The sequence below is a fragment of the Hahella sp. HNIBRBA332 genome, assembly GCF_030719035.1.
Lineage (GTDB): Bacteria > Pseudomonadota > Gammaproteobacteria > Pseudomonadales > Oleiphilaceae > Hahella.
Window position 1 is genome coordinate 564,064 of record NZ_CP132203.1, and the last position, 21,229, is coordinate 585,292.

Annotated in this window: 15 protein-coding genes; 9 read left to right on the plus strand and 6 right to left on the minus strand. The window is 53.4% G+C overall.

Annotated elements, in window-relative coordinates; genetic code table 11:
• Positions 1-18: 18 nt before the first annotated feature.
• A complete protein-coding gene (locus tag O5O45_RS02765) occupies positions 19-633 on the minus strand; it encodes a hypothetical protein (protein ID WP_305903771.1) in 615 nt (204 codons plus the stop codon).
• A gap of 173 nt (positions 634-806) precedes the next feature.
• Between O5O45_RS02765 and sbcB the strand changes: the two genes are divergently transcribed.
• A complete protein-coding gene (sbcB, locus tag O5O45_RS02770) occupies positions 807-2,258 on the plus strand; it encodes an exodeoxyribonuclease I (protein WP_305903772.1) in 1,452 nt (483 codons plus the stop codon).
• Between the two features lie 115 nt (positions 2,259-2,373).
• Here the strand turns inward: sbcB and O5O45_RS02775 are convergent, their stop codons facing one another.
• Both O5O45_RS02775 and O5O45_RS02780 read right to left on the minus strand, forming a co-directional pair.
• The gene (locus tag O5O45_RS02775) at positions 2,374-5,172 is read right to left on the minus strand and encodes an insulinase family protein (RefSeq protein ID WP_305903773.1); all 2,799 of its coding nucleotides are present in this window, start codon (positions 5,170-5,172) and stop codon (positions 2,374-2,376) included.
• Positions 5,173-5,393: 221 nt separating this feature from the next.
• Positions 5,394-5,690 (minus strand): hypothetical protein, encoded by a 297-nt coding sequence (locus O5O45_RS02780; protein WP_305903774.1) that lies wholly within the window; start codon positions 5,688-5,690, stop codon positions 5,394-5,396.
• 338 nt (positions 5,691-6,028) lie between these two features.
• Here O5O45_RS02780 and phbB point away from each other — a divergent pair, with 338 nt between their 5' ends.
• From phbB to O5O45_RS02795, 3 genes are all read left to right on the plus strand, one after another.
• Positions 6,029-6,775 carry an acetoacetyl-CoA reductase gene (phbB, locus tag O5O45_RS02785; protein WP_305903775.1) on the plus strand — a complete coding sequence of 249 codons (747 nt, stop codon included), beginning with the start codon at positions 6,029-6,031 and terminating at the stop codon, positions 6,773-6,775.
• A 430-nt stretch (positions 6,776-7,205) separates the two neighbouring features.
• The gene (locus tag O5O45_RS02790) at positions 7,206-9,191 is read left to right on the plus strand and encodes an SDR family oxidoreductase (protein ID WP_305903776.1); all 1,986 of its coding nucleotides are present in this window, start codon (positions 7,206-7,208) and stop codon (positions 9,189-9,191) included.
• 403 nt (positions 9,192-9,594) lie between these two features.
• Entirely contained in the window at positions 9,595-10,197 is a 603-nt protein-coding gene (locus O5O45_RS02795) for a peroxiredoxin (RefSeq protein WP_011398748.1), read from the plus strand.
• 172 nt (positions 10,198-10,369) lie between these two features.
• Here the strand turns inward: O5O45_RS02795 and rnt are convergent, their stop codons facing one another.
• Positions 10,370-11,026: a ribonuclease T gene (gene rnt, locus O5O45_RS02800; protein ID WP_011398747.1), complete on the minus strand. Its 657-nt coding sequence runs from the start codon at positions 11,024-11,026 to the stop codon at positions 10,370-10,372.
• A 101-nt stretch (positions 11,027-11,127) separates the two neighbouring features.
• Positions 11,128-12,165 (minus strand): dihydroorotase, encoded by a 1,038-nt coding sequence (gene pyrC / locus O5O45_RS02805; protein WP_305903777.1) that lies wholly within the window; start codon positions 12,163-12,165, stop codon positions 11,128-11,130.
• A 153-nt stretch (positions 12,166-12,318) separates the two neighbouring features.
• Between pyrC and O5O45_RS02810 the strand changes: the two genes are divergently transcribed.
• Both O5O45_RS02810 and O5O45_RS02815 read left to right on the plus strand, forming a co-directional pair.
• Positions 12,319-13,224: a flagellar protein MotY gene (locus tag O5O45_RS02810; RefSeq protein WP_305903778.1), complete on the plus strand. Its 906-nt coding sequence runs from the start codon at positions 12,319-12,321 to the stop codon at positions 13,222-13,224.
• Between the two features lie 139 nt (positions 13,225-13,363).
• A complete protein-coding gene (locus tag O5O45_RS02815) occupies positions 13,364-14,578 on the plus strand; it encodes an argininosuccinate synthase (protein ID WP_305903779.1) in 1,215 nt (404 codons plus the stop codon).
• 98 nt (positions 14,579-14,676) lie between these two features.
• Here the strand turns inward: O5O45_RS02815 and O5O45_RS02820 are convergent, their stop codons facing one another.
• Positions 14,677-17,832, minus strand: coding sequence for an Ig-like domain-containing protein (locus O5O45_RS02820; RefSeq protein ID WP_305903780.1), 3,156 nt, complete (start codon positions 17,830-17,832; stop codon positions 14,677-14,679).
• Positions 17,833-18,304: 472 nt separating this feature from the next.
• On the opposite strand from O5O45_RS02820, the gene O5O45_RS02825 reads away from it, so the two are divergent.
• From O5O45_RS02825 to purU, 3 genes are all read left to right on the plus strand, one after another.
• On the plus strand, positions 18,305-19,828 hold the full coding sequence (locus O5O45_RS02825) for a fumarate hydratase (RefSeq protein ID WP_305903781.1): 1,524 nt from the start codon (positions 18,305-18,307) through the stop codon (positions 19,826-19,828).
• Between the two features lie 97 nt (positions 19,829-19,925).
• On the plus strand, positions 19,926-20,264 hold the full coding sequence (locus O5O45_RS02830; protein WP_127969252.1) for a 4a-hydroxytetrahydrobiopterin dehydratase: 339 nt from the start codon (positions 19,926-19,928) through the stop codon (positions 20,262-20,264).
• 45 nt (positions 20,265-20,309) lie between these two features.
• A complete protein-coding gene (gene purU / locus O5O45_RS02835) occupies positions 20,310-21,164 on the plus strand; it encodes a formyltetrahydrofolate deformylase (protein WP_305903782.1) in 855 nt (284 codons plus the stop codon).
• Positions 21,165-21,229 lie beyond the last annotated feature (65 nt).

Genomic DNA, 21,229 nt, shown 5'->3' on the forward strand with positions numbered 1-21,229 from the left:
TCTCAGCGGCGGCGCGCATCAACTGATCGAGATGGAGAAGGCGGCGCCGGAATTTGCGGTCATCTCCGCGGCGGCGGACCCCATTTTGTGAAAGCGCTGCACGATGTCCTGCAGGGAGTTATTCTGCGGATTGGAGGAAAGCAGCGAGCTGAACAGCGAGTTGTCGCCCCCGTATGCATTCTGCAGGCGCATCACGTTCTGAACGTAATCCAATGCGGGCTTCTGATTACTCAGGCGCACGAACGTTTGCTTGATATCCGGGTTGCGGTTGATATCCGCTTCAATCTTCTGCTTGGCTTCCGTTGGAATTGCGCCTGAAATTTCCAGCGCGCCGGTCTCGTTGCGACCCAGGCGAACCTGTCCGCGCACACTGGTGACGCCATACTCGGCAAGCTTTTGCCTGAGCGTCTGTTGCACAAAGGCAGTATCTTGCCCGACACCTTGCTGAAACTCTTTGATCATGACCCGGGGGCGGGAGCTTTGTTCCTGCGGCTGACCGGACAGGGTCACGGTTCCTGGTTCAGGATGATTGTCCATGGCCGCGTCGGCCTTTGTCTGCTGGGCGGCGGTGGGCTGTTTCAGGCCTTCGTACGCCTGATTTCCGTATTCAAATAAAGTGCGAATTAAACCCATGACGGCTACCTTGTTATCTCTGAGTGCGTTTTTTCCGGCATTGGAAAGCGCATATACCTGACTTATTTCAAACATATTCAAATGCTGTGCCAGCATTCGGCCGGGAATCCAACATGACGAACGGAGCGCTATTGGCTAACATGGGCGCCTGATTGACGACTCAGAGTAGTTAAATGGCTGACACCTTTTATTGGTACGATTTCGAGACCTGGGGCGCAGATCCCCGCAGAGACAGGCCCTCTCAGTTTGCGGGCGTGCGCACGGACTTGGATCTCAACCCCATCGAAGAGCCGCTGGTGATGTACTGCAAGCCGGCGGAAGACGTATTGCCGCAACCGGAAGCCTGCCTGATTACCGGCATCACGCCGCAGAAAGCAATGTCGGAGGGCGTGAGTGAAGCGGAGTTTATCCGTCTGATCCACGAGCAATTCTCCCGTCCGGGAACCTGTGTGGTCGGCTACAACAGCATCCGCTTCGACGATGAAGTCACCCGCAATACGCTATACCGCAATTTTTACGATCCTTACAGCCGGGAGTGGCGAAACGGCAATTCCCGTTGGGACGTTATTGATATGGTGCGGCTTACCTACGCCATGCGGCCCGACGGTATAAACTGGCCCATGAACGCGGAAGGGGTCCCCAGCTTTCGCCTGGAAGAGCTGACCAAGGCTAATGGCGTGACGCATGAGGCGGCGCATGACGCTATGTCTGACGTTTACGCCACCATTGCGGTGGCGCGACTGATCAAGACGGCGCAACCCAAGTTGTATGACTATGTGCTTGGCCATCGCAATAAGAAAGTTCTGGAAGGACTGGTGGATATCGGGCGCATGAAGCCCTTGTTTCATGTGTCCTCCAAATTTCCGGCGGCATTGGGCTGTTGCGCCATGGTGGCTCCCGTCGCGCGCCATCCAACCAATCCCAACGGCGTGATCGTCTATGATCTGCGCGCTGATCCATCCACTTGGACGCACTTGCCGGTGGAGAAGATTCGAGAGCGTATCTTCACCTCAAATGAGGACCTTCCTGAAGGCGCTGAGCGTATCCCGTTGAAAGTCGTGCATCTGAACAAGTGTCCGATTCTGGTGGAGAGCAAAATTCTCAAAACCATGGACCCGGAGAGATTGCGCGGTTTTCAGCTGGACGGCGACAAGCTGAGATCTCACCTGCAGGCGTTGCGTCAGGCGGCGAATATTCAGCAACTGGTGGCGGAAGTGTTTAACGAGCCCATGGACGACAGCGAAACCGATCCAGACCTGATGCTCTACAGCGGCGGCTTTTTCAGCAACAACGACCGGGAACTGATGACTTTCATTCATGAGCAGTCGCCGGAAGTGCTGGGGGAGCTGGAGTTGCCCTTTGAAGATCCAAGGCTGCAGGAGATGCTTTTCCGTTATCGCGCGAGAAATTTTCCTGGCACGCTGAATGAAGAAGAAATGGAGAAGTGGGAGCGGTATCGTTATCGTCGCTTGTCGGGAGAGTCCGGCGGCGCTTCGATCAGTTTCCAGGCGTATTTCAAGAAGCTGGAGCAGCTTGCCGCCAACCCGGATATCACGCCGTTGCAGTTATCCATTCTTCAGGATCTGCACCTATACGGCGAGTCCATTATTCCCATGGACTTCTGAACTCAGGCGGCTCCACAGCCAGAGAGTCTGGCTCTCGTTGGTGGGGGGCGTAACGAAAAAGACCCGCATTGTGCGGGTCTTTTTTTAGTTAGGATGAGTATCGCTGCGGAGACTGTCAGTATTTAACGCGCAGCGGAAACAGCTTGTTCGCGTTGAGCCAGCTTTCCTTGTTTTTCAGCGGCTCCGCTTTTCCGGGACGCCAATGCGCGCCGTCCTTATCTCCATCCGTGACCACCAGCAGCGCACTCTTATCCGTCACAAACTGCTTGTCGAAGTAGTCCGCCAGTTGGTTTAGGCTGAGCTTGTCCACTTCGCTGGCGATCTGATTCAAGGTGTCGAACTGCTCGTTGCCAACGTCAATTTCCGTCCAGAATCGGTCAGAGCGTTGCTCCAGCGTTTGATCTTTCTCTGTCAGCCGCGCCTTCAGTGCAGCTTTGTGTTTCTCAAACTCCGCTTCGGGAAGCAAACGCAGCTCCTTCGCAAAACGCACGATGAAGTTCTCGGTGGCGGTGTGGATTTGCTTCGGCGTGTGTGACGGAGATTGCACGATAAAGGCCAGGGCCGGCGTATCCAGCAGCGTATAGGGGGTGGCGAACACAACATAGCCCATCTGCGCTTCTGTGCGGATATCGTTGTAGTATTCCGGCGAAATGATCTGTGCGATCAGGCCGAATGCGGCGCGGTCCGCGTAAGTTTTTCCGGGGCCCTGGACATAATAGAGATAGGCGGAGTCCTGATGCGGCGTGTTGATATCTTTAAACCAGTCGCCGCCTTGAATATCCACCACGGCGCTTTTCTGCACATCGACGATATTGGCGCCGGCCAGCAGTTGCGTCTCCACTACTTTGGCGGCGTGCAGCGCCTGCTCACGAGAGATATTGCCGTGGGCGAGGGCGACCAGATTAATATCCTTGAGCGCCGTGGGGGCGAATGCGCGCACGTCGTCCAGCGTAATATTTTTCAGCGCCTCAATCTGTTGCTTTTCCGTCCAGTAAGGCTGCAGTAACCAAGTCCGAGCTTCTGAAGCAAGACGCTCGAACGGTTTGTCCTGAATCGCATTTTTCAGGTCGCGCAACATGTCTTTTTTGAACTGGTTGAAGCGGTCTTCGCGCAGTTCGGGGTGCTTCAATGTGGTCAGAATACGCTCCAGCAGCACAGGCTGTTTGTCGCTGAAGCCGTCAATGCGAAGCGTTATACCGCGCAAATGCTTGTAGAGCTTGAAATCCAGCCCGGCGAGGTAGGCGGGGTAGGAGTATTCGCTTAACTCATCCCGGGCCAGCGAGATAAACAGTTCCGTCAGCGCCTGATCTCTCGGGCTCCTGTTGGCCAGCGGCGAGCGAATGCTCAAGTAGAAGCTGGATTTGGGAGAGTCGAATGACAGGTCTTTGGCGAACCAGACGTCATATCCCGGATGCTCATAAATCTTCTCGGGAACGGGCATGTCCGGGCCGGCCAGCAAATCGAGATCGTCCGGAATGAATTCGTTGGGGCCCGGCAAGTGAATGGCGGCCTGTTGATCCGGCGAGCGGATCTCGGCTTCCTCTTCAGGCGTGAAGGCGCGCACGCTGTAGGGCGTTTCGTACCAGCGTTCGGCCTGATCGGTGGCGACTTCGGGCGCGGACAACACCGCCAGCATATTTTCTGGGCTCAAGCGATCGGCGAATTCTTTCAACACCTTGGCGTCATAGTCGTCCATGGCGTAAGGCGCGCGCAGCACTTGCTCGGGAGAGTGGTCCTGCAGGCGTCCCGCCAGACTGCTCACATAGTGAATGGGCGCGGCCTGATCCTGGAAGCGATAGGCGATATCCAGCATCTTCGCCTGTTCCTGGAAGCGCCACTCCTCAATGCCCTGCTGCTTGATCAGATTGATGTAAGTGAATACGTCGCGGACAACTTTGATCCAATTCTTTTGGCCTTTCTCGGTCAAAGTGATGGAGACGCTGACCACGGAGCTATCTTCCTCGCTGGTGAACAGGCCGGAAGACAAGCCTTCCGCCAGATTCTGCCGCTTCAACCAGGAAAGCAGGCTGCCTTCGCCTTCGTGGCCGATAAGGTTGGTCAGGTAATACACAGGTTTGGCGTGGAAGTAGGGCTCAATGGGCGGCGCTTCGAACATCAGGTGTAGCGAGCGCTTTTCCTTGATCGGTTTCACGGACAACAGCGTCGGCGCAGCGCCGGGCTTGAATAGCGGCGGGCGTTTCTGGTTGTGTTCGATGTCGCGTTTTTTCACGCCGCTGAACTTTTCCTTCACCCAGGCTTCCATTGTGTCCAATGGCTCTTTGCCATAGACAGTCAGCTTCATGATGTCTGCGGAGTAGTGTTGCTCATAAAACTTGAGCAGGGCGTCGCGGATACCTTCGTCAGGACGGTCCGCCAGGGTCTCCAGGTTGCCGACGGCGAACTTGGCCATGGGGTGGGCGGGGTTGATGGCCTGTTTGACTGCAGCGAAAAAGCGGCGGCTGTCTTCCCGCAATTTCGAGGTGTATTCCGAATGCACCGCGTTCTTCTCACGCTCTACATAGGCTTCGGAAAATAATGGCGCGACAAACTGCTGGCTGAAGCGGTCCAGCGCCGGCTCCAGCGAGTCGGCGTCCACGTCGAAGAAATAATTGGTGTGATCGAAAGCGGTGAAGGCGTTGTGAGAGCCGCCATGTTGGTTGATAAAAGACTGGTACTCGTCAGGCTGGGGGTATTTTTCCGTTCCCAGAAACAGCATGTGCTCCAGGAAGTGCGCCAGCCCCTCCCGACCAACCGGATCGGCTCCGCTGCCCACGTCCACATCTATCGCGGCGGCGGCTTTATCGGTTTCCGGGTCGGATATCAACAGCGCCTGTAAACCGTTGTCCAGCGTAACGGCCCGATAAAGTCGCTTGTCATTCGGGCTTTTGGCTATGTTGTTGTTCACTGAGGGCATAGTGTTAGGACTTTTATTGAGAACGCTGCAAGCGGAAATAAAACTAAAAACCAGGATCAAAGTGCCGGCGGCTGCAACGCTAAGGGTTCTTGATCGCATAACTTAAGGCCATTTACTGAGTATAGGTGTTTTGCGGGATAAATTGGCGGGCCGTTGCAGTCTTTTGCTGTGCCGGCGAAGCCAATATCCGGTTAGCTGAGACACGCCCGCCAAGACTTGGTTCAATGATGCTTGGCGGGTTGGTTGGCTTGCTGCAGGGCGTCCAGCGCTGCGGTAGCGATGGTTTTGGCCTCGCTAACGGATTCTCGGGCGCTGAGTTCGCAGATTTTTTTCAACGCGCTTTCCGCGATGGCGGCGTTTTGTTCAATGGTCAGAAACTCTTTTTTGAACGCAATGTCGATGGCTTCGTAAACTTTGCGGATGTTTTCCTGCAGAGCGTCCTTATCGGTGGATGTTTCGTTGATGGCGCGCAAACAGGCTTGCGCGATGCGGATGTATCTCTGGTCTTTATTGGTCATGGCGGCCACATCAGGTTAAACATGGGCCGAGTATATCACAATGGTTCTTGAGTCCGACCTGCTTAAGGATTCTTAATGTGAGTCTTCATCCACTTGTCGCAATCTCTCCCGGACGACGTTATTGCCCGGTATAGCGGACTCAATGAGGCGCGCAAAAAGTGACCGCTATTGCAACTTTAAAAACCGGATATGGCCAGTAGGACAACTCTTGACGTTGGTCAAGACGAGCCCCCTCGGCGAAGGTCTAATTTAAGCTGTCACATAGAATAAATAGTATCCAAAATGCGACTTTTCGCACTGGACAGAAACTCGCATTGGAAAGAAATAAGGAGATTGACATGGAACAGCACATTGCATTGGTTACTGGCGGCACAGGAGGTATCGGGACCGCCATCTCTCAGCGTTTGGCGGAGGACGGCTTTCGGGTGATCGCCACCTGCAGCTCGCCAGCCAAGCGTACACATGCGGAAGCCTGGCGGGCTGAGCAAAGGGAGCGTGGGTTTGATATCGCTATCGAACTCATGGATGTCTCCAGTTTCGAAAGTTGCGCCGCGGCCGCCGCGGATATTCGTGAGAAGTACGGGGTGGTCGATGTGTTGGTGAATAACGCCGGCATCACCCGCGACGCAGTAATGAAGAAAATGCAGATGGAGCAGTGGAAGGATGTCATCGACACCAACCTCAGCAGCGTCTTCAATGTCACCAAGCAGTTTCTCGACGATATGCTGGAAAGGCAGTACGGCCGTATCGTCAATATTTCCTCCATCAATGGCCAGAAAGGGCAGTTCGGTCAGGTGAACTACTCCGCCGCCAAAGCAGGCATTCATGGCTTCACCAAAGCGCTGGCGCAGGAAGTGGCGCGCAAGGGCGTGACGGTGAACACCATCTCACCCGGCTACGTCGCCACTGCAATGGTGATGGCTGTGGCGGAAGAAGTCAGAGAAAAGATCAAGGCGCAGATTCCGGTGGGGCGTTTCGCCGAACCGGAAGAAATCGCCAGAGCGGTATCCTTTTTGACAGCGAAAGAGGCGGGTTATATCACCGGCTCCAACCTGTCTATCAATGGCGGTCAGCACATGTACTGACGCCCGGATGGAACCGGCCGCTGCGGCGGCCGGAGCCTCGCACTCAGTCAATTTGACTAATCCCTTGTGATCTTCTTGCATGAAATCCGTTGATTTCGCCTCCGTTGTTTATACGCTCCGCAATCCCCGTTATCCCGCTTACAATGCGGGTTAGGGCGAATCTAAAGGGTGTTTTCCGGTAGTGATGCCTTTATTGATTTGTAGTTATTTTGATCTAATCCATATTTCGAGCCATTGCTCTAACACAAACAATGAGTTGCGGAATAAAAATAAGTACACTCGTAAAGGTTTATAGCCTAGGCATTCGACAATAAAAACCTTTGCCATACTTATCAGGCTATACAACTGGAAAACAGGAAAGCTTTGCACTGAATCGGTGGAGCTGGGTTCATTAATAAAGTTAAAAAACATCAACCGGAATGGAGTGGATATGAACTACTTCGTGACAGGAGGCACCGGATTTATCGGTCGTTTCCTGGTTCCCAAATTATTAAAACGCGGCGGAACCGTATATTTATTGGTGCGGGAGGCGTCACTCCCCAAGCTGGATGAGTTGCGTGAGCGCTGGAATGCGTCGGATGAGCAGGTAGTCGGCGTTGTCGGCGATTTGGCGCAACCGATGCTTGGCGTCAGTGAAAAAGACGCTACGATGCTGCAGGGCAAAGTGGATCATTTCTTCCATTTGGCGGCCATCTACGACATGCAGGCTTCTGCGGAAAGTCAGGAGCAGGCGAATATCGAAGGTACGCGGAATGCGGTTAAGTTGGCCGATAGCCTCAAAGCCGCCTGTTTCCATCATGTCAGCTCCATCGCGGCGGCGGGTCTGTATCGCGGCATCTTCCGCGAAGACATGTTCGAAGAAGCGGAGAAACTGGATAACCCCTATTTGCGCACCAAGCATGAATCCGAAAAAGTGGTGCGGGAAGAATGTCAGACGCCATGGCGCGTCTATCGTCCGGGCATGGTCGTCGGTCACTCCAAAACCGGTGAGATCGATAAAATTGACGGCCCTTATTACTTCTTCAAGCTGATTCAGAAACTGCGTAGCGCATTGCCGCAGTGGATGCCCACCGTCGGCCTGGAAGGCGGACGCATTAACATTGTGCCGGTGGATTTCGTTGTAGGCGCGATGGATCACATTGCGCATACGGAGGGAGAAGACGGCAAGTGCTTCCACCTGACGGACCCAGATCCCTATAAAGTGGGTGAAATTCTGAATATCTTCGCGGAAGCGGGCCACGCTCCGAAGATGGCCATGCGTATCGATGCGCGCATGTTTGGCTTTATTCCGCCGATGATTCGCCAGGGTATCGCACGACTGCCTCCAGTGCAGCGTATGAAAACCGCCGTGCTCAACGACCTTGGGATTCCAGATGAGGTGATGAGCTTTATCAACTACCCAACCCGCTTTGACAACCGCGAGACTGAGCGTCTGCTTAAAGGGACCGAGATCGCCGTTCCCCGCTTGCAGGATTATGCGCCGGCGATTTGGGACTATTGGGAGCGTCATCTGGACCCGGATCTCTATAAGGACCGTACTTTGCGGGGGGCGGTGGAAGGGCGTGTTTGCGTCATCACCGGCGCTACCTCAGGCATCGGTTTGAGCGCCGCGCGCAAATTGGCGGAAGCGGGCGCCAAAGTGGTTATCGCCGCGCGCACCCTGGAAAAACTGCAGGAAGTGAAAAAAGAGCTGGAGGCATTGGGCGGCGAAATTTATGAATACTCCGTCGACCTCTCTGATCTGGAAGACTGCGATCGCTTTGTCGCCGATGTCCTCAAGGATCTGGGGCATGTCGACGTGTTGGTGAATAACGCTGGCCGCTCTATTCGTCGCTCCATTCAACACGCGTTTGACCGTTTCCATGATTTTGAGCGCACCATGCAACTCAACTACTTCGGTTCGTTGCGATTGATTATGGGATTTGCGCCGAGCATGCTGGAGCGGAGACGAGGGCATATTGTGAATATTTCCTCTATCGGCGTATTGACCAACGCTCCTCGCTTTTCCGCCTATGTGGCCTCCAAGGCGGCGCTGGATGCGTTTTCACGCTGTGCGGCGGCGGAATTCTCCGATAAGAACGTCACCTTCACCACGATCAATATGCCATTAGTGCGGACGCCAATGATCAGCCCCACCAAGATTTACGACTCGGTGCCAACGCTGACTCCCGAAGAAGCGGCGGATCTGATTGCGGAGGCGATTATTCACCGGCCCAAACGCATCGCTACGCGCCTGGGCGTGTTCGCGCAAGTGCTGCACTCTATGGCGCCGAAGTTCAGTGAAATCATCATGAACACCGGCTTCAAGATGTTCCCGGACTCCAGCGCCGCCACTGGCGGTAAAGATGGCGAGAAGCCCAAGGTTTCCACCGAGCAGGTCGCTTTTGCTGCGATCATGCGGGGAATTCACTGGTAACTTCCATCCCTATCGGAAAACAGGTCCCGGCCTTGGCGCCGGGGCCTCGCCTTTCTTAATCAGTATCCTTATAGTCTGAGCAAATCAAGCCGTTGCGCATTAGAAAATTGACTGCAAAACACCTACACTTGCTGGCTCAGGCTGCGTAACCTGAAAGTTTTTTGGCATTATTCCTGTTACGCAGGGCCCCGCGATTTTATAGGGCGGACCTATGCTCGCCATTAATAAATTAAATGGCGCGACAATAGGCTTGGTTCAGTGGAAAAGGTATGATTACGCCACTTTTGTGTGGTGTCTTCCACTCTCTGAACGCAGCAACGTATCGCTGCAATAATTTGTTGAAATAACAAGCGTATTTTGGTGCTTGCATCAAATCAGAAAATGTAATTTAGGAGAAACAACGATGGGCGTTCTAGTAGGAAAACCTGCTCCCGACTTTACCGTTCCTGCTGTTCTGGCTGACGGTCAGATCGTAGACGAATACAAGCTGTCTGAAGCAATCAAAGGCAAATATGCTCTGATTTTCTTCTACCCTCTGGACTTCACCTTCGTATGTCCTTCCGAGTTGATTGCACTGGATCACCGTGTAGAGCAATTCAAAGAGCGCGGCGTAGAAGTAATCGGCGTTTCCATCGACTCTCACTTCACTCACAACGCATGGCGTAACACGCCTGTGGATAAAGGCGGCATTGGTCCCGTCAAGTACACTCTGGCGGCTGACCTGAACCACGAAATCTGTAAAGCGTTTGACGTTGAGTCTGCCGGCGGCGTTGCGTTCCGTGGCGCATTCCTGATCGACAAAGACGGCGTTGTGCGTTCGCAAATCGTTAATGATCTGCCGCTGGGCCGTAACGTAGACGAGCTGATTCGTCTGGTTGACGCGCTGCAATTCCACGAAGAGCACGGCGAAGTATGTCCTGCTGGCTGGAAGAAGGGCGACAAAGGTATGCAGGCTTCTCCAGAAGGCGTGGCCAACTACCTGTCTCAAAACTCCGACAAGCTGTAATCGCTGTCGAGTCGTCTAGTCCTGAAATAGGCGTCAACTCTATTCAGGACGGGGCAAGTGAGTAAAAAAGGCCGCTTTTGCGGCCTTTTTTGCGTCTAAGAGAAGCCCTATAAGATAGGCGCTGTGAGCAGCGCTTATCGATCTTCGGTGTAGAAATAAGGAGAGCCGGAGATCAGTCTGCGTAGTCTTGCTGATCGGTGGTCCAGCCGCCCAATTCTTTCCAGCGGTTTACGATTGAGCAGAATAGCTCGGCCGTTTTCATTGCGTCATATTCTGCGGAATGCGCTTCTTTGTTATCGAAGGGAATGCCTGCTAACTGACAGGCTCTGGACAATACCGTGTGTCCATAGGCCAGCGCCGCCAGTGTTGCTGTGTCGAATGTGGAAAACGGATGAAATGGATTGCGTTTTACATCCCCTCTCTCGGCGGCGGCGAACAAGAACGAGTGATCAAAGGTGGCGTTGTGGCCGACCAGGATCGCGCGATTGCAACCGTTGGACTTTACGGATTTGCGAATAGGGCGGAACAACTCGTTCAGCGCATCGGCTTCGGGTTTTGCGTCGCGCAAAGGATTGAATGGATCGATCCCGGTAAACTCCAGCGCAGCCTGCTCAATGTTGGCGCCGGCGAAGGGCTCTACATTGAAGCTGACCGGCGGCTCAGGATAGAGCATCCCGTCATCCTCCATGCTGATAATAACGGCGGAGACCTCCAGGAGCGCATCGGTCTTGGAGTTGAAGCCGGCCGTCTCGACATCCACCACAACTGGCAGGAAGCCGCGGAAACGTCTGGCGAGAGGGGATTTGGGGCGGTTTTGCGATTCAGACACTGGTTATCTACTTTTGGTTGAGGTGGCGAACGACTCCCGCCACTGCTGTACTGTTATGAGAAATAAAGGTTTTTACGCGACTGCGTGCTTGGGGAGCTGCGTCAGAGCAGCTCAGCCTTCCAGCGAATGGTCTCTCCAGCGCGAAAGGGAACTATTGTTGAGTCGCCCAGCGTCATGCTGGTAGGTATCGTCCATTCCTGTTTGCTCAAGCGTACTTTGCCGTTATTGACTGGTAGGCCGTAAAACTTCGGGCCGTGAAGACTGGCGAAGCCTTCCAGTTTATCCAACGCGCCCAGTTCATCGAAGGCTTCCGCATATAACTCCAGCGCAGAGGGCGCAGTGAAGCAGCCGGCGCAGCCGCAAGCCGCTTCTTTCTTTTCTTTGGGGTGCGGGGCGGAATCCGTGCCCAGGAAAAATTTATCGCTGCCGGAAGCGGCGGCGTAGCGCAATGCAAGCTGATGCTCAGATCGCTTCAGAATAGGCAGACAGTAAAAATGCGGGCGAATACCGCCTACCAGCATATGGTTGCGGTTATAGAGTAAATGATGTGCGGTAATGGTGGCGGCGACATTAGCTCCAGCCTGACTGACAAACTCCACTGCGTCACGGGTGGTGATGTGCTCCAATACGATCTTCAGGTTCGGATAGCGTTCGGTCAACGGTGCGAGGGTCTCATCGAGAAAACGCTTTTCGCGGTCAAAAATATCCACTTCCGCCTGGACGACCTCTCCGTGCACCAGCAGTGGCAGACCAATTTCACTCATTTTCTCCAGTACCGAAAAGATATTGGCGACATCAGTGACGCCGGCGTCCGAATTTGTGGTGGCGCCAGCGGGATAAAGCTTGCAGCCATAAATGATCCCGCTTTGCTTGGCGACGACAATCTCCTCAGGGGACGTATTGTTGGTCAGGTAAAGCGTCATCAGCGGATCGAACGCAGCGCCGGTGGGAACATGACTCAGAATTCGGTTGCGGTAGGCTTCCGCCTGCGCTGTGTGGGTGACCGGAGGAACCAGATTGGGCATGACGATGGCGCGGGAAAACAGCCGTGATGTCGCGGATACGGTTGTCGCAAGAGCGTCGCCGTCGCGCAGGTGAAGGTGCCAATCGTCGGGCCGGGTAATGACTAAGTCAGACATAGAGTATCAACCACCAGGGCAATGCAGAAAAGCAGGGTTACAAAACTGCACGCAAGTATACCAGAACGGAACAGGATTCAGGGTAAAGAATTCCCGCGCCGGGCCGATAATATCGTTAATGTATGTTGTGATCACAGTGTTAGTGAGATTATTGTGCGCAAACTAACAATCGCCTCCATGATGGCCCTTTGCGGGGCTGCTACCACTCAGGCCATGACTTTTTCGGCAGGCATCGAAAAAAGTCAGTGGTATTTATCTTCCTCCATATTCGAGTGCGCGTTGACGCATAACATTCCGCAGTACGGTAGGGCGGTGTTCTACCGGGAGGCGGGCGAATCACTAAGATTCTATCTCGACACCTCACGCAATCCCATGCGTGAGGGCGAGGCGGCGCTGGTGCTGGAGGCGCCGCGCTGGCGTCCTGGCGTTGGCGTCAGAGACCTGGGATACGTAGCGGTGTTGGACAAGCCGCACCCCATTACCGTGGATAACCCTAAAGCGGAGCAAATGATGGATAGCCTGCTGGAAGGGATGATGCCGACCTTTACACGTCGTGCGCGTTTCAATGACGATACCGTCAGAGTGGAGGTTTCTTCCATCAACTTTTCCCGCTACTACGAAGATTATTTGTCCTGCGTTTCAGGGTTGTTGCCTGTGAACTTTCGTCAGGTTGAACGTACAGCGGTATTCTTCAAGCTGGATGAGTCTGTGCTGACGGATCAGGATAAAAGAGAGTTGGACAAGGTGGTCTTGTACGTGAAGGCCGATCCTTCTGTGACGGCGATTTTCGTCGACGGACACACGGATTCCACAGGGCGCAGGATATACAACCGTCGACTGTCCAAAGATCGGGCGGAAGCTGTGACCGCCTATTTGACGGAAAAGGGCTTAGAGTCGGAGAAAATCACCACCCGCTATCATGGCGAACGTTATCCCGTGGTTAAAAACGCCGGCCCTAAAGAGTTGGCTCGTAACCGTCGCGCAACGGTAAGATTGGAAAGAGGGACACAGCCGCCACCTAAAGACGATCTGCTGGATATTTCGACAGAGGAGTTGTAACCCGCTTTATTTTTCGATCAACTCGTTCAATCTGCGCCTCACCTTGGCTGGAGAGGCGCATACGCCTTGCTCAACCATAGAAAACTTTGTACGAAGGGCCTAGAATAACCGCCTTTCGTAATCTCCTGGGAGCATCGTCATGTCTAAGGTCAACAAAGTCGTACTCGCCTACTCGGGCGGGTTGGACACCTCGGTAATCGTTAAGTGGCTGCAAGAAAACTATGACTGTGAAGTGGTGACCTTTACTGCTGATATCGGTCAGGGCGAAGAGGTTGAGCCGGCTCGCGCCAAAGCGGAGAAGCTCGGCGTCAAACAGATCTTCATTGAAGACCTGCGCGAAGAATTCGCACGTGACTTTGTTTTTCCAATGTTCCGCGCCAACACTATTTATGAGGGCGAATATCTACTGGGCACGTCCATTGCGCGTCCCTTGATCGCCAAGCGCCTAGTGGAAATCGCCAACGAGACTGGCGCAGACGCCATTTCTCATGGCGCCACAGGAAAAGGTAACGACCAAGTGCGCTTTGAGCTGGGCGCCTATGCGCTGAAGCCTGGCATTAAAGTGATAGCGCCTTGGCGTGAGTGGGATCTGACCTCAAGAGAGAAGTTGTTGACCTATTGCGATACTCACGATATTGCAGTGGAAAAGAAGAAAGGCAAATCACCTTATTCCATGGACGCCAACCTGCTGCACATTTCGTATGAGGGCGGCATTCTGGAAGATCCTTGGGCGGAAGCGGAAGAAGATATGTGGCGTTGGTCCGTATCTCCTGAGGCGGCCTCGGATCAGGCGACCTATCTGGAACTGACCTATAAGAATGGCGATATCGTCGCTATCGACGGCGAAGCTCTGGCGCCGCACGAAGTCATTGAGAAGTTAAACAAGGTTGGCGGCGCCAACGGAGTAGGACGTCTCGATATCGTTGAGAATCGCTATGTGGGAATGAAGTCCCGTGGCTGCTATGAAACGCCAGGGGGAACCATCATGCTGCGTGCGCACCGCGCGATTGAGTCCATTACTTTGGATAAAGAGCTGGCTCACCTTAAAGACAGCCTGATGCCCAAGTATGCGGAGCTGATTTATAACGGCTATTGGTGGTCGCCGGAGCGTCTTGCTCTACAGAAGTTGATCGATGAATCGCAGCACCATGTCAATGGCGTGGTGCGGGTTAAGCTGTATAAGGGCAACGTTATCGTAGCGGGACGTAAGTCTGAAGATAGCTTGTTCGATGACCGTATCGCCACTTTTGAAGATGATGGCGGCGTATACAATCAGCGGGATGCGGAAGGTTTTATCAAACTGAATGCTCTGCGTATGCGCATTGCTGCCGATAAAGGCCGTAGCATGAAATAACGCCGGGCTCGGCTCAAAATAAAAACCGCCAAATATGGCGGTTTTTTTATGTCTGCCTAGCGCCCTCAGAAGGGAGGGCGCTTTCTTTGCTGTTTGCCTTAGTTGCTAAGGTTCAGTTGCTTGTTGGTTCTGGCTTGATAATCAGCTTCCGTTTCCAGGCCGGTAGTTTCACCTGCCAATGCTGCGGTGGTGTCTACGGCTGCAGATGATATCTCACCGCCAAGCGTGAAGAATGCAATGGACTCCGTTACGCCTTCGGCAAATGAGGCTTGGCGGCGCGCGGTTTCCGCGGCTACATCCGGGTAAGAGGAGGCTTCTGACGACGAGACGATCGGCAGTACGTACATGGCGTGAGAGCCATAGCTGAGACGGCTGATTAATGTGTCGGGAGAGCCTGAAGGCGCAGCGGCGTCAAGCGTATTCGTCGCCCCCATTTGCTCAGCCAGCTTATCCACACCGGATAACAAGTCTGGATAAGGCGTCCCAAAACTGGTCGTTAATTGGGTGGTTTCCGTCTCTATTACGTTGGTCTGATCGCTGACATAGCCGATTTGTGCGTTGCCGTTCACGTCAGGACGACCTGCCAGTTCAATCATTAGTACGCCGGTATCGTCAGCGGAGGTTTGGTAATTGCCGCTGTAGTTGATCGACGTATTCAAGTTGTCAGCGAAGCTGATGGGGTCCACGGCGTCCAGTGCAGCCTGAAACACTCCCAAGAAGGTTTCATAGCTGGTGGTTCCCTGGGCGATTCCGGCTGCGGATAAACCGCCAATAATGGTGGGTGCGAATGATGGAGAGTTCTCCAGCATGCGTACAATGCCTGAGGAGGGCGTCAATAGCACAGCAGCTTTTATGTTGGCCATCGGCGTACTGTTGGCGACGCTGACAAACGGGGTGCCGATGAGCGTGCCCAAAGAGTGGCCCATAAAGAACACGTTGTTGTTATCCAGATCTCCAGCAGCATATAGGCCGCCGCTAGGACCATCCAAATCAATCGAGCTGATGGTTTGTCTCAGGTTTAACAGGTCAATGACGCCTTGGCGGTTTTTATCGCGGCTATTGATAAACCCAGTCAAATTGATAAACAGACTGCCGGATGAGCCAGAAGCGCTGTCAGGATCAAAATTCATCGCTACTGCTTGCTGTGCGGCGTTGGAAGTGTAATCGAAGTGGCGTTCGTTATCCGTGTGGGCGATGCCAGGGATGGTGCTGCCGGCGTTGGCGACCGTGTTTTCGAAGGAAGCTAACGCGCGAATCGCTTTGTCCAACTCAGTGTTCCCACTTGAGCCGCCAGCAACAACGGTATTAATTGTAGTCTGGGCTGCAGCAGCGTCAACTTTTAATGTCGCCATAACAGTGCCGAGGTTGAGTGTCTTATCCACGACAGCTTGGTTGTTTTCGTTATTTGGAGCTAGCGATGCTGGTAGTCCGCTTTCTTGACCTGCCGCCAGTAGTGTAGCCGCCAAGCCGAGCTTTTTCGCAGTCGAAGCGGGAGCTACGCCATGAACGACTTGATCAATCGCGATTGTGGCGAAACATTTTTCAGCTAGAGCCGTTCCCACGGACAACGCAGCGCTTCTATCTGTGGTGATGCCGTGTTGGAATATTACGGTTTTTAGTGGTTTGGGGCAGGCGGAGGTGTTATCTGGGTATATTGCCAGCCAAGGAATGTCCAGCGCCTCTACTGCAGTGGTGGTTGAGTCTGCATCGGTCTGCTGTGGAAATGGGAAGACATAGTTCACTACAGAAGAGGTTGCGTCACGGCTGCTGGTATCACCCTGTGGCAATGATAAACCTGCAGTGCTAAAAGCGGTATTTAATGCATCAGCCAGAGCTTTGTTGGCGGCCCATGTGCTTGACTGAATAGCTGAGCCGTTAGAGTCAGTCGGGATGCCCAGATAATAAGGTGTAGTAATGGTGCCTTGAGAAATCAAAGGATTGACGCTATTGGAGTTATCCAGAAAAGAACTGGTTAACGCAGATACTAGGTTCACTGGTGTGTTGGCGCTACTAACTGACACTGTGCGCGCTTTTGGAGTGGGTAACAGTGCAGAAAAGCTGGCGGTTAAGGCGGTAGCTGCGCAGCCTATCGCTGAGGCGCCTGTGTAGCTGCTACAGGCTGATGGCGCGTCGAAAATAGGGCTGAAAGCCGCCTTTTGTGCGGTGGTTGGGAATGCAGTAACCGCCGCGTCTGCAGCAATTTTTATGTCAGAGTAGTCTACATCTGAATCGCTATCTACGCTTGTACCTGCCGTTATCACCGCTTTGGCGGCGCTGATGCGAATAAAGCCTGTTAATTGGTCGTTAAACCACTCCGCAGGGTTGGCAATGTACTCCATTACCTTCTCGTCCCCAGAGGTGGTGAAAGAGTAGGTTAGTGCGATATTGTTGATTGTAAGCGGATCCATGCTCAGGGCAGAGCGGGTTTTATTATTCAGTGCGAAGTAAGCTTCCGCATAAGGCTCCCAGAAGCTGTTGATAATGGTGCGAACAGGCTCAAGCTGGGAGGAGGGTAGATTGCCGCTACCGGTTAACAGGTAGTAATTAGGGTCCATGGATATGGCTTGCCCCGTAGCATCCTCAACTTCGTTGGTGACTATAACCAGATAACGAGTTTTTGGCTTGAGGGGTTTGGTCGGTTGAATTCTTAAAGTGCTGGCGCCTGATAGCTCGATGACAGAAGCTTTGATGGCTGGCGCATCCGCTATTGCGGCGCTAAGAATGGCGGGGTCGCTTTCAGCCTCCGCCAATAGTGCGCCGGCTGCTAAAGGTAAGGTGGGCGGCTCGGAAATGGATAGGCCCTGAATTGGCTCCCCGCTGGCGTAGGCCAGCTCAAGTAAAAAGACGTTCTGGTTAGGGTTGGGGGCCAGGCTTCCGCCGGAAGAAATAAATGAGTCTGTGCTTAAACTGTCCCCATCAAGCTCGCCGGAGAATGATATGTCGATTGGGGCAATGGTGGATGCGCCGCTCAATGACCCCAGGGCGGCTAGCACTGGGTTTGCGGTTGAGTCTGAAAAAGTGCCGTCCGCAGCGGTTTGATCAAGTAGAAGATCATTGGGAACGGGAACCAGGCTGGCGATAGGGTTGAATAGTGGCCAGATTTTGCCCTCAAACTGCCCCTCCAGTGAGTCGGGTAAATCCCCGTCATACTCATTTTGCGCTCCAGCATTGGCGTTGCCGCCACCGCCGCCTCCACACCCCGATAAAGTGACCGCCGACGCTACCGCCAGACTGAGAAAGGTTTTCTTGAACATAGGTAGGACCTTCTTCCTTTTATTATTGCTTTCAGAATGTTCCCGGCGTGACTGAATTATTCGCTTCAGTTCTTCGCCAAAAAAGTTTTATCAGCATAGGTTAGATTTCATTGGCCTGAAAGCCGTGAAATCATACGCCGCACAATAAAATAAGCCTTTCGCCTGATGTGCAGGTGACATCAGGGCGCTGGCGTTTGGTGATTTTCTTATGCATCGTCAGGAGTTTAGCTCATTTTTTCTATGAGTGGACTCTCTAATTCACAAATGGGAAAAATAGATTAGGCCCAGTCCTTGGAGATACGGTTGCAAAGGCGCTGTATTCGTTAACAGTTTAAGGCTGAACTTGGGGGGCGAATTAGGTACAATTTCCGCCTAAATCAAATAAGGCGGGCACTTGGCGTCCATTGGGAGGCGTCGCTTGCCAGCCAAAGCTGTGACTACTCCAAGAACCATGTAAAAAGAGAGTGCGTGCATGACCACCGTGATTCGTCAAGACGATCTCATCGACAGCGTATTCGACGCGCTGCAGTTTATCTCCTACTACCATCCCGTCGACTTTATTAAAGCGGTTCATGCTGCCTATGAGCGCGAAGAGTCCACCGCCGCTAAAGACGCGCTGGCGCAAATTCTGATCAACTCCCGCATGTGCGCCGAGGGGCGTCGTCCCATCTGTCAGGATACTGGCATCGTGACGGTGTTTTTGAACATCGGAATGGATGTGCAGTGGGATGCGGATATGAGCGTCGAGGATATGGTTAATGAAGGCGTGCGTCGCGCTTATCTGCACCCTGACAATATTCTGCGGGCGTCTGTCTTGGCTGATCCTGATGGCGCGCGTAAAAACACGAAAGACAATACCCCCGCCATTATCCACATGAAGGTAGTTCCTGGCGACAAAGTGGACGTTCACGTCGCGGCGAAAGGCGGCGGCTCTGAAGCTAAATCCAAGTTCGCTATGCTGAACCCGTCTGATTCCGTCGCTGAATGGGTGCTGGAGCAAGTGCCGAAGATGGGCGCTGGCTGGTGTCCGCCGGGAATGCTGGGTATTGGTATCGGTGGAACCGCCGAGAAAGCAATGGAATTGGCTAAAGAGGCGTTGCTTGATCCTATCGACATTCAGGACTTGCAAGCGCGCGGCGCGGCTAACCGCAGTGAGGAGTTGCGTCTGGAGCTTTTCGAGAAAGTGAATGCGTTGGGTATCGGGGCGCAAGGTCTGGGTGGCTTGATGACGGTGCTGGATGTCAAAGTAAAAGATTACCCGACCCACGCCGCCAATAAGCCGGTCGCTATTATTCCTAACTGTGCGGCGACGCGCCATGCGCATTTCGTGCTTGATGGCAACGGTCCTTCATTGCAAACGCCGCCCAACTTGGATGAGTGGCCGGAAATCACCTGGGAGGTGGGCGCTAACGTTAAGCGAGTGAATATGGATGCTGTCACTCGGGAGGAAATTGCGTCCTGGCGTCCCGGCGACACAGTGCTGCTGTCAGGAAAAATGCTGACGGGCCGTGATGCCGCCCATAAGAAAATGGTGGATATGCTCGCGCGCGGCGAAACCTTGCCGGTGGATTTGAATAATCGCTTCATTTATTACGTGGGTCCTGTGGACCCTGTGGGTGATGAGGTGGTTGGGCCTGCTGGGCCCACGACATCTACGCGGATGGACAAGTTTACTCGCACTATGCTGGAGCAGACCGGCCTTATGGGGATGATCGGCAAAGCCGAGCGTGGCCCTGTGGCAATCGAAGCGATTCGTGACAATAAGGCTGTCTATCTGATGGCTGTGGGCGGCGCCGCCTACTTGGTGTCTAAGGCGATCCGTTCCTCTAATGTCGTCGCCTTCCCGGAACTGGGAATGGAGGCGATTTATGAATTCGAAGTGAAAGATATGCCTGTTACCGTGGCGGTGGATGTGAATGGTGAGTCTGTGCATGAAACCGGTCCAGCGGAATGGCGTAAGCGCATTGCTGAAAGCGCTGTGAAAATAGTCGGCTAAGATAAATGTTGGCGATCTTTTTCTTGTAGAGTTAGGCTACAGCGACGCTGGGGCGAGCGCCCTGGCAAACGCTTAATTCAAAACAAGGAGAAAAAGCATGAGCGATACAATTCCAAGCTGCGAGGCCTGTAGACCTGACGCCGAGAAAGTAGATCCGGCGAAACTTGAGAAGTACTTGAGTCAGGTGCCTGAGTGGCGTTTGGAAGAGCGTAACGGCGTGCAAATGATCAGCCGTGACTACAAATTCAAAAACTTCGCTTTGGCGTTAGAGTTCACCAACAAGGTTGGCGCTATTGCTGAGGAAATTAACCACCACCCTGAGCTGGTGACCGAGTGGGGCAAGGTCAGGGTTACCTGGTGGAGTCATACTATTAAAGGTCTGCATGAGTTGGACTTTGCGATGGCTAAGCGGTGCGAAGCAGTCTTTAGCGCATAGAGGTCTGTCGCATCCCGCTGGCGTCTCACAGCTGGTAGGAAAATAATGGAAAGAACATATCGACTGGTAATCGCCTGCCCCGATCGGGTGGGCATTGTTGCGAAAGTAACCACATTTTTGGCTACTTATAATGGATGGTTAACCGAGGCGAGCCATCATTCGGATCCGACCAACGGCTGGTTCTATATGAGAAATGAGATAAAGGCGAGCTCGCTCCCTTTTGATCTGAACTCATTTCGCATTGCGTTCGAACCGATCGCTCGGGAGTTTCAGATGTGCTGGCATGTGGCGGATTCGCAGCAACCCAAGCGTATTGTTCTAATGGCGAGTAAGGAATCTCACTGTCTGGCGGATTTGTTGCATCGCTGGCATGCAAAAGAGATGGATGGGGAAATTGTTGGGGTTATCTCTAATCATGATGATCTGCGTCGTATGGTGGAGTGGCATGACATTCCCTACTATCACGTGCCGGTGGATGCGAGTGACAAGTCCGTCGCATTTGCTGAAGTGGAGCGATTGGTGGATGCGCTGGATGCGGAAGTCATTGTTCTTGCACGCTACATGCAGATTCTGCCGCCGGAATTGTGCGACAGGTATACGGGGCGCATTATCAATATCCATCACAGCTTCCTGCCGTCTTTCGCGGGCGCTCGTCCCTATCATCGGGCGTACAAGCGAGGCGTCAAGCTGATCGGCGCAACCTGTCATTACGTCACTCAGGATCTGGATGAAGGTCCTATTATTGAGCAGGATGTGATCAGGGTGAACCACAGCGATACCATCGAAGACATGGTTCGGCTGGGGAAAGATGTTGAAAAACAAGTGCTTGCGCGTGGCTTGCGCTATCACCTGGAAGACCGGGTGATTGTTCATGAGAACAAAACCATCGTATTTGAATAAAGTCATTATTGACTGACATCAAGCCCGGGGCGTTCGCTCCGGGCTCATTAGTTGGCGTTTCAGGT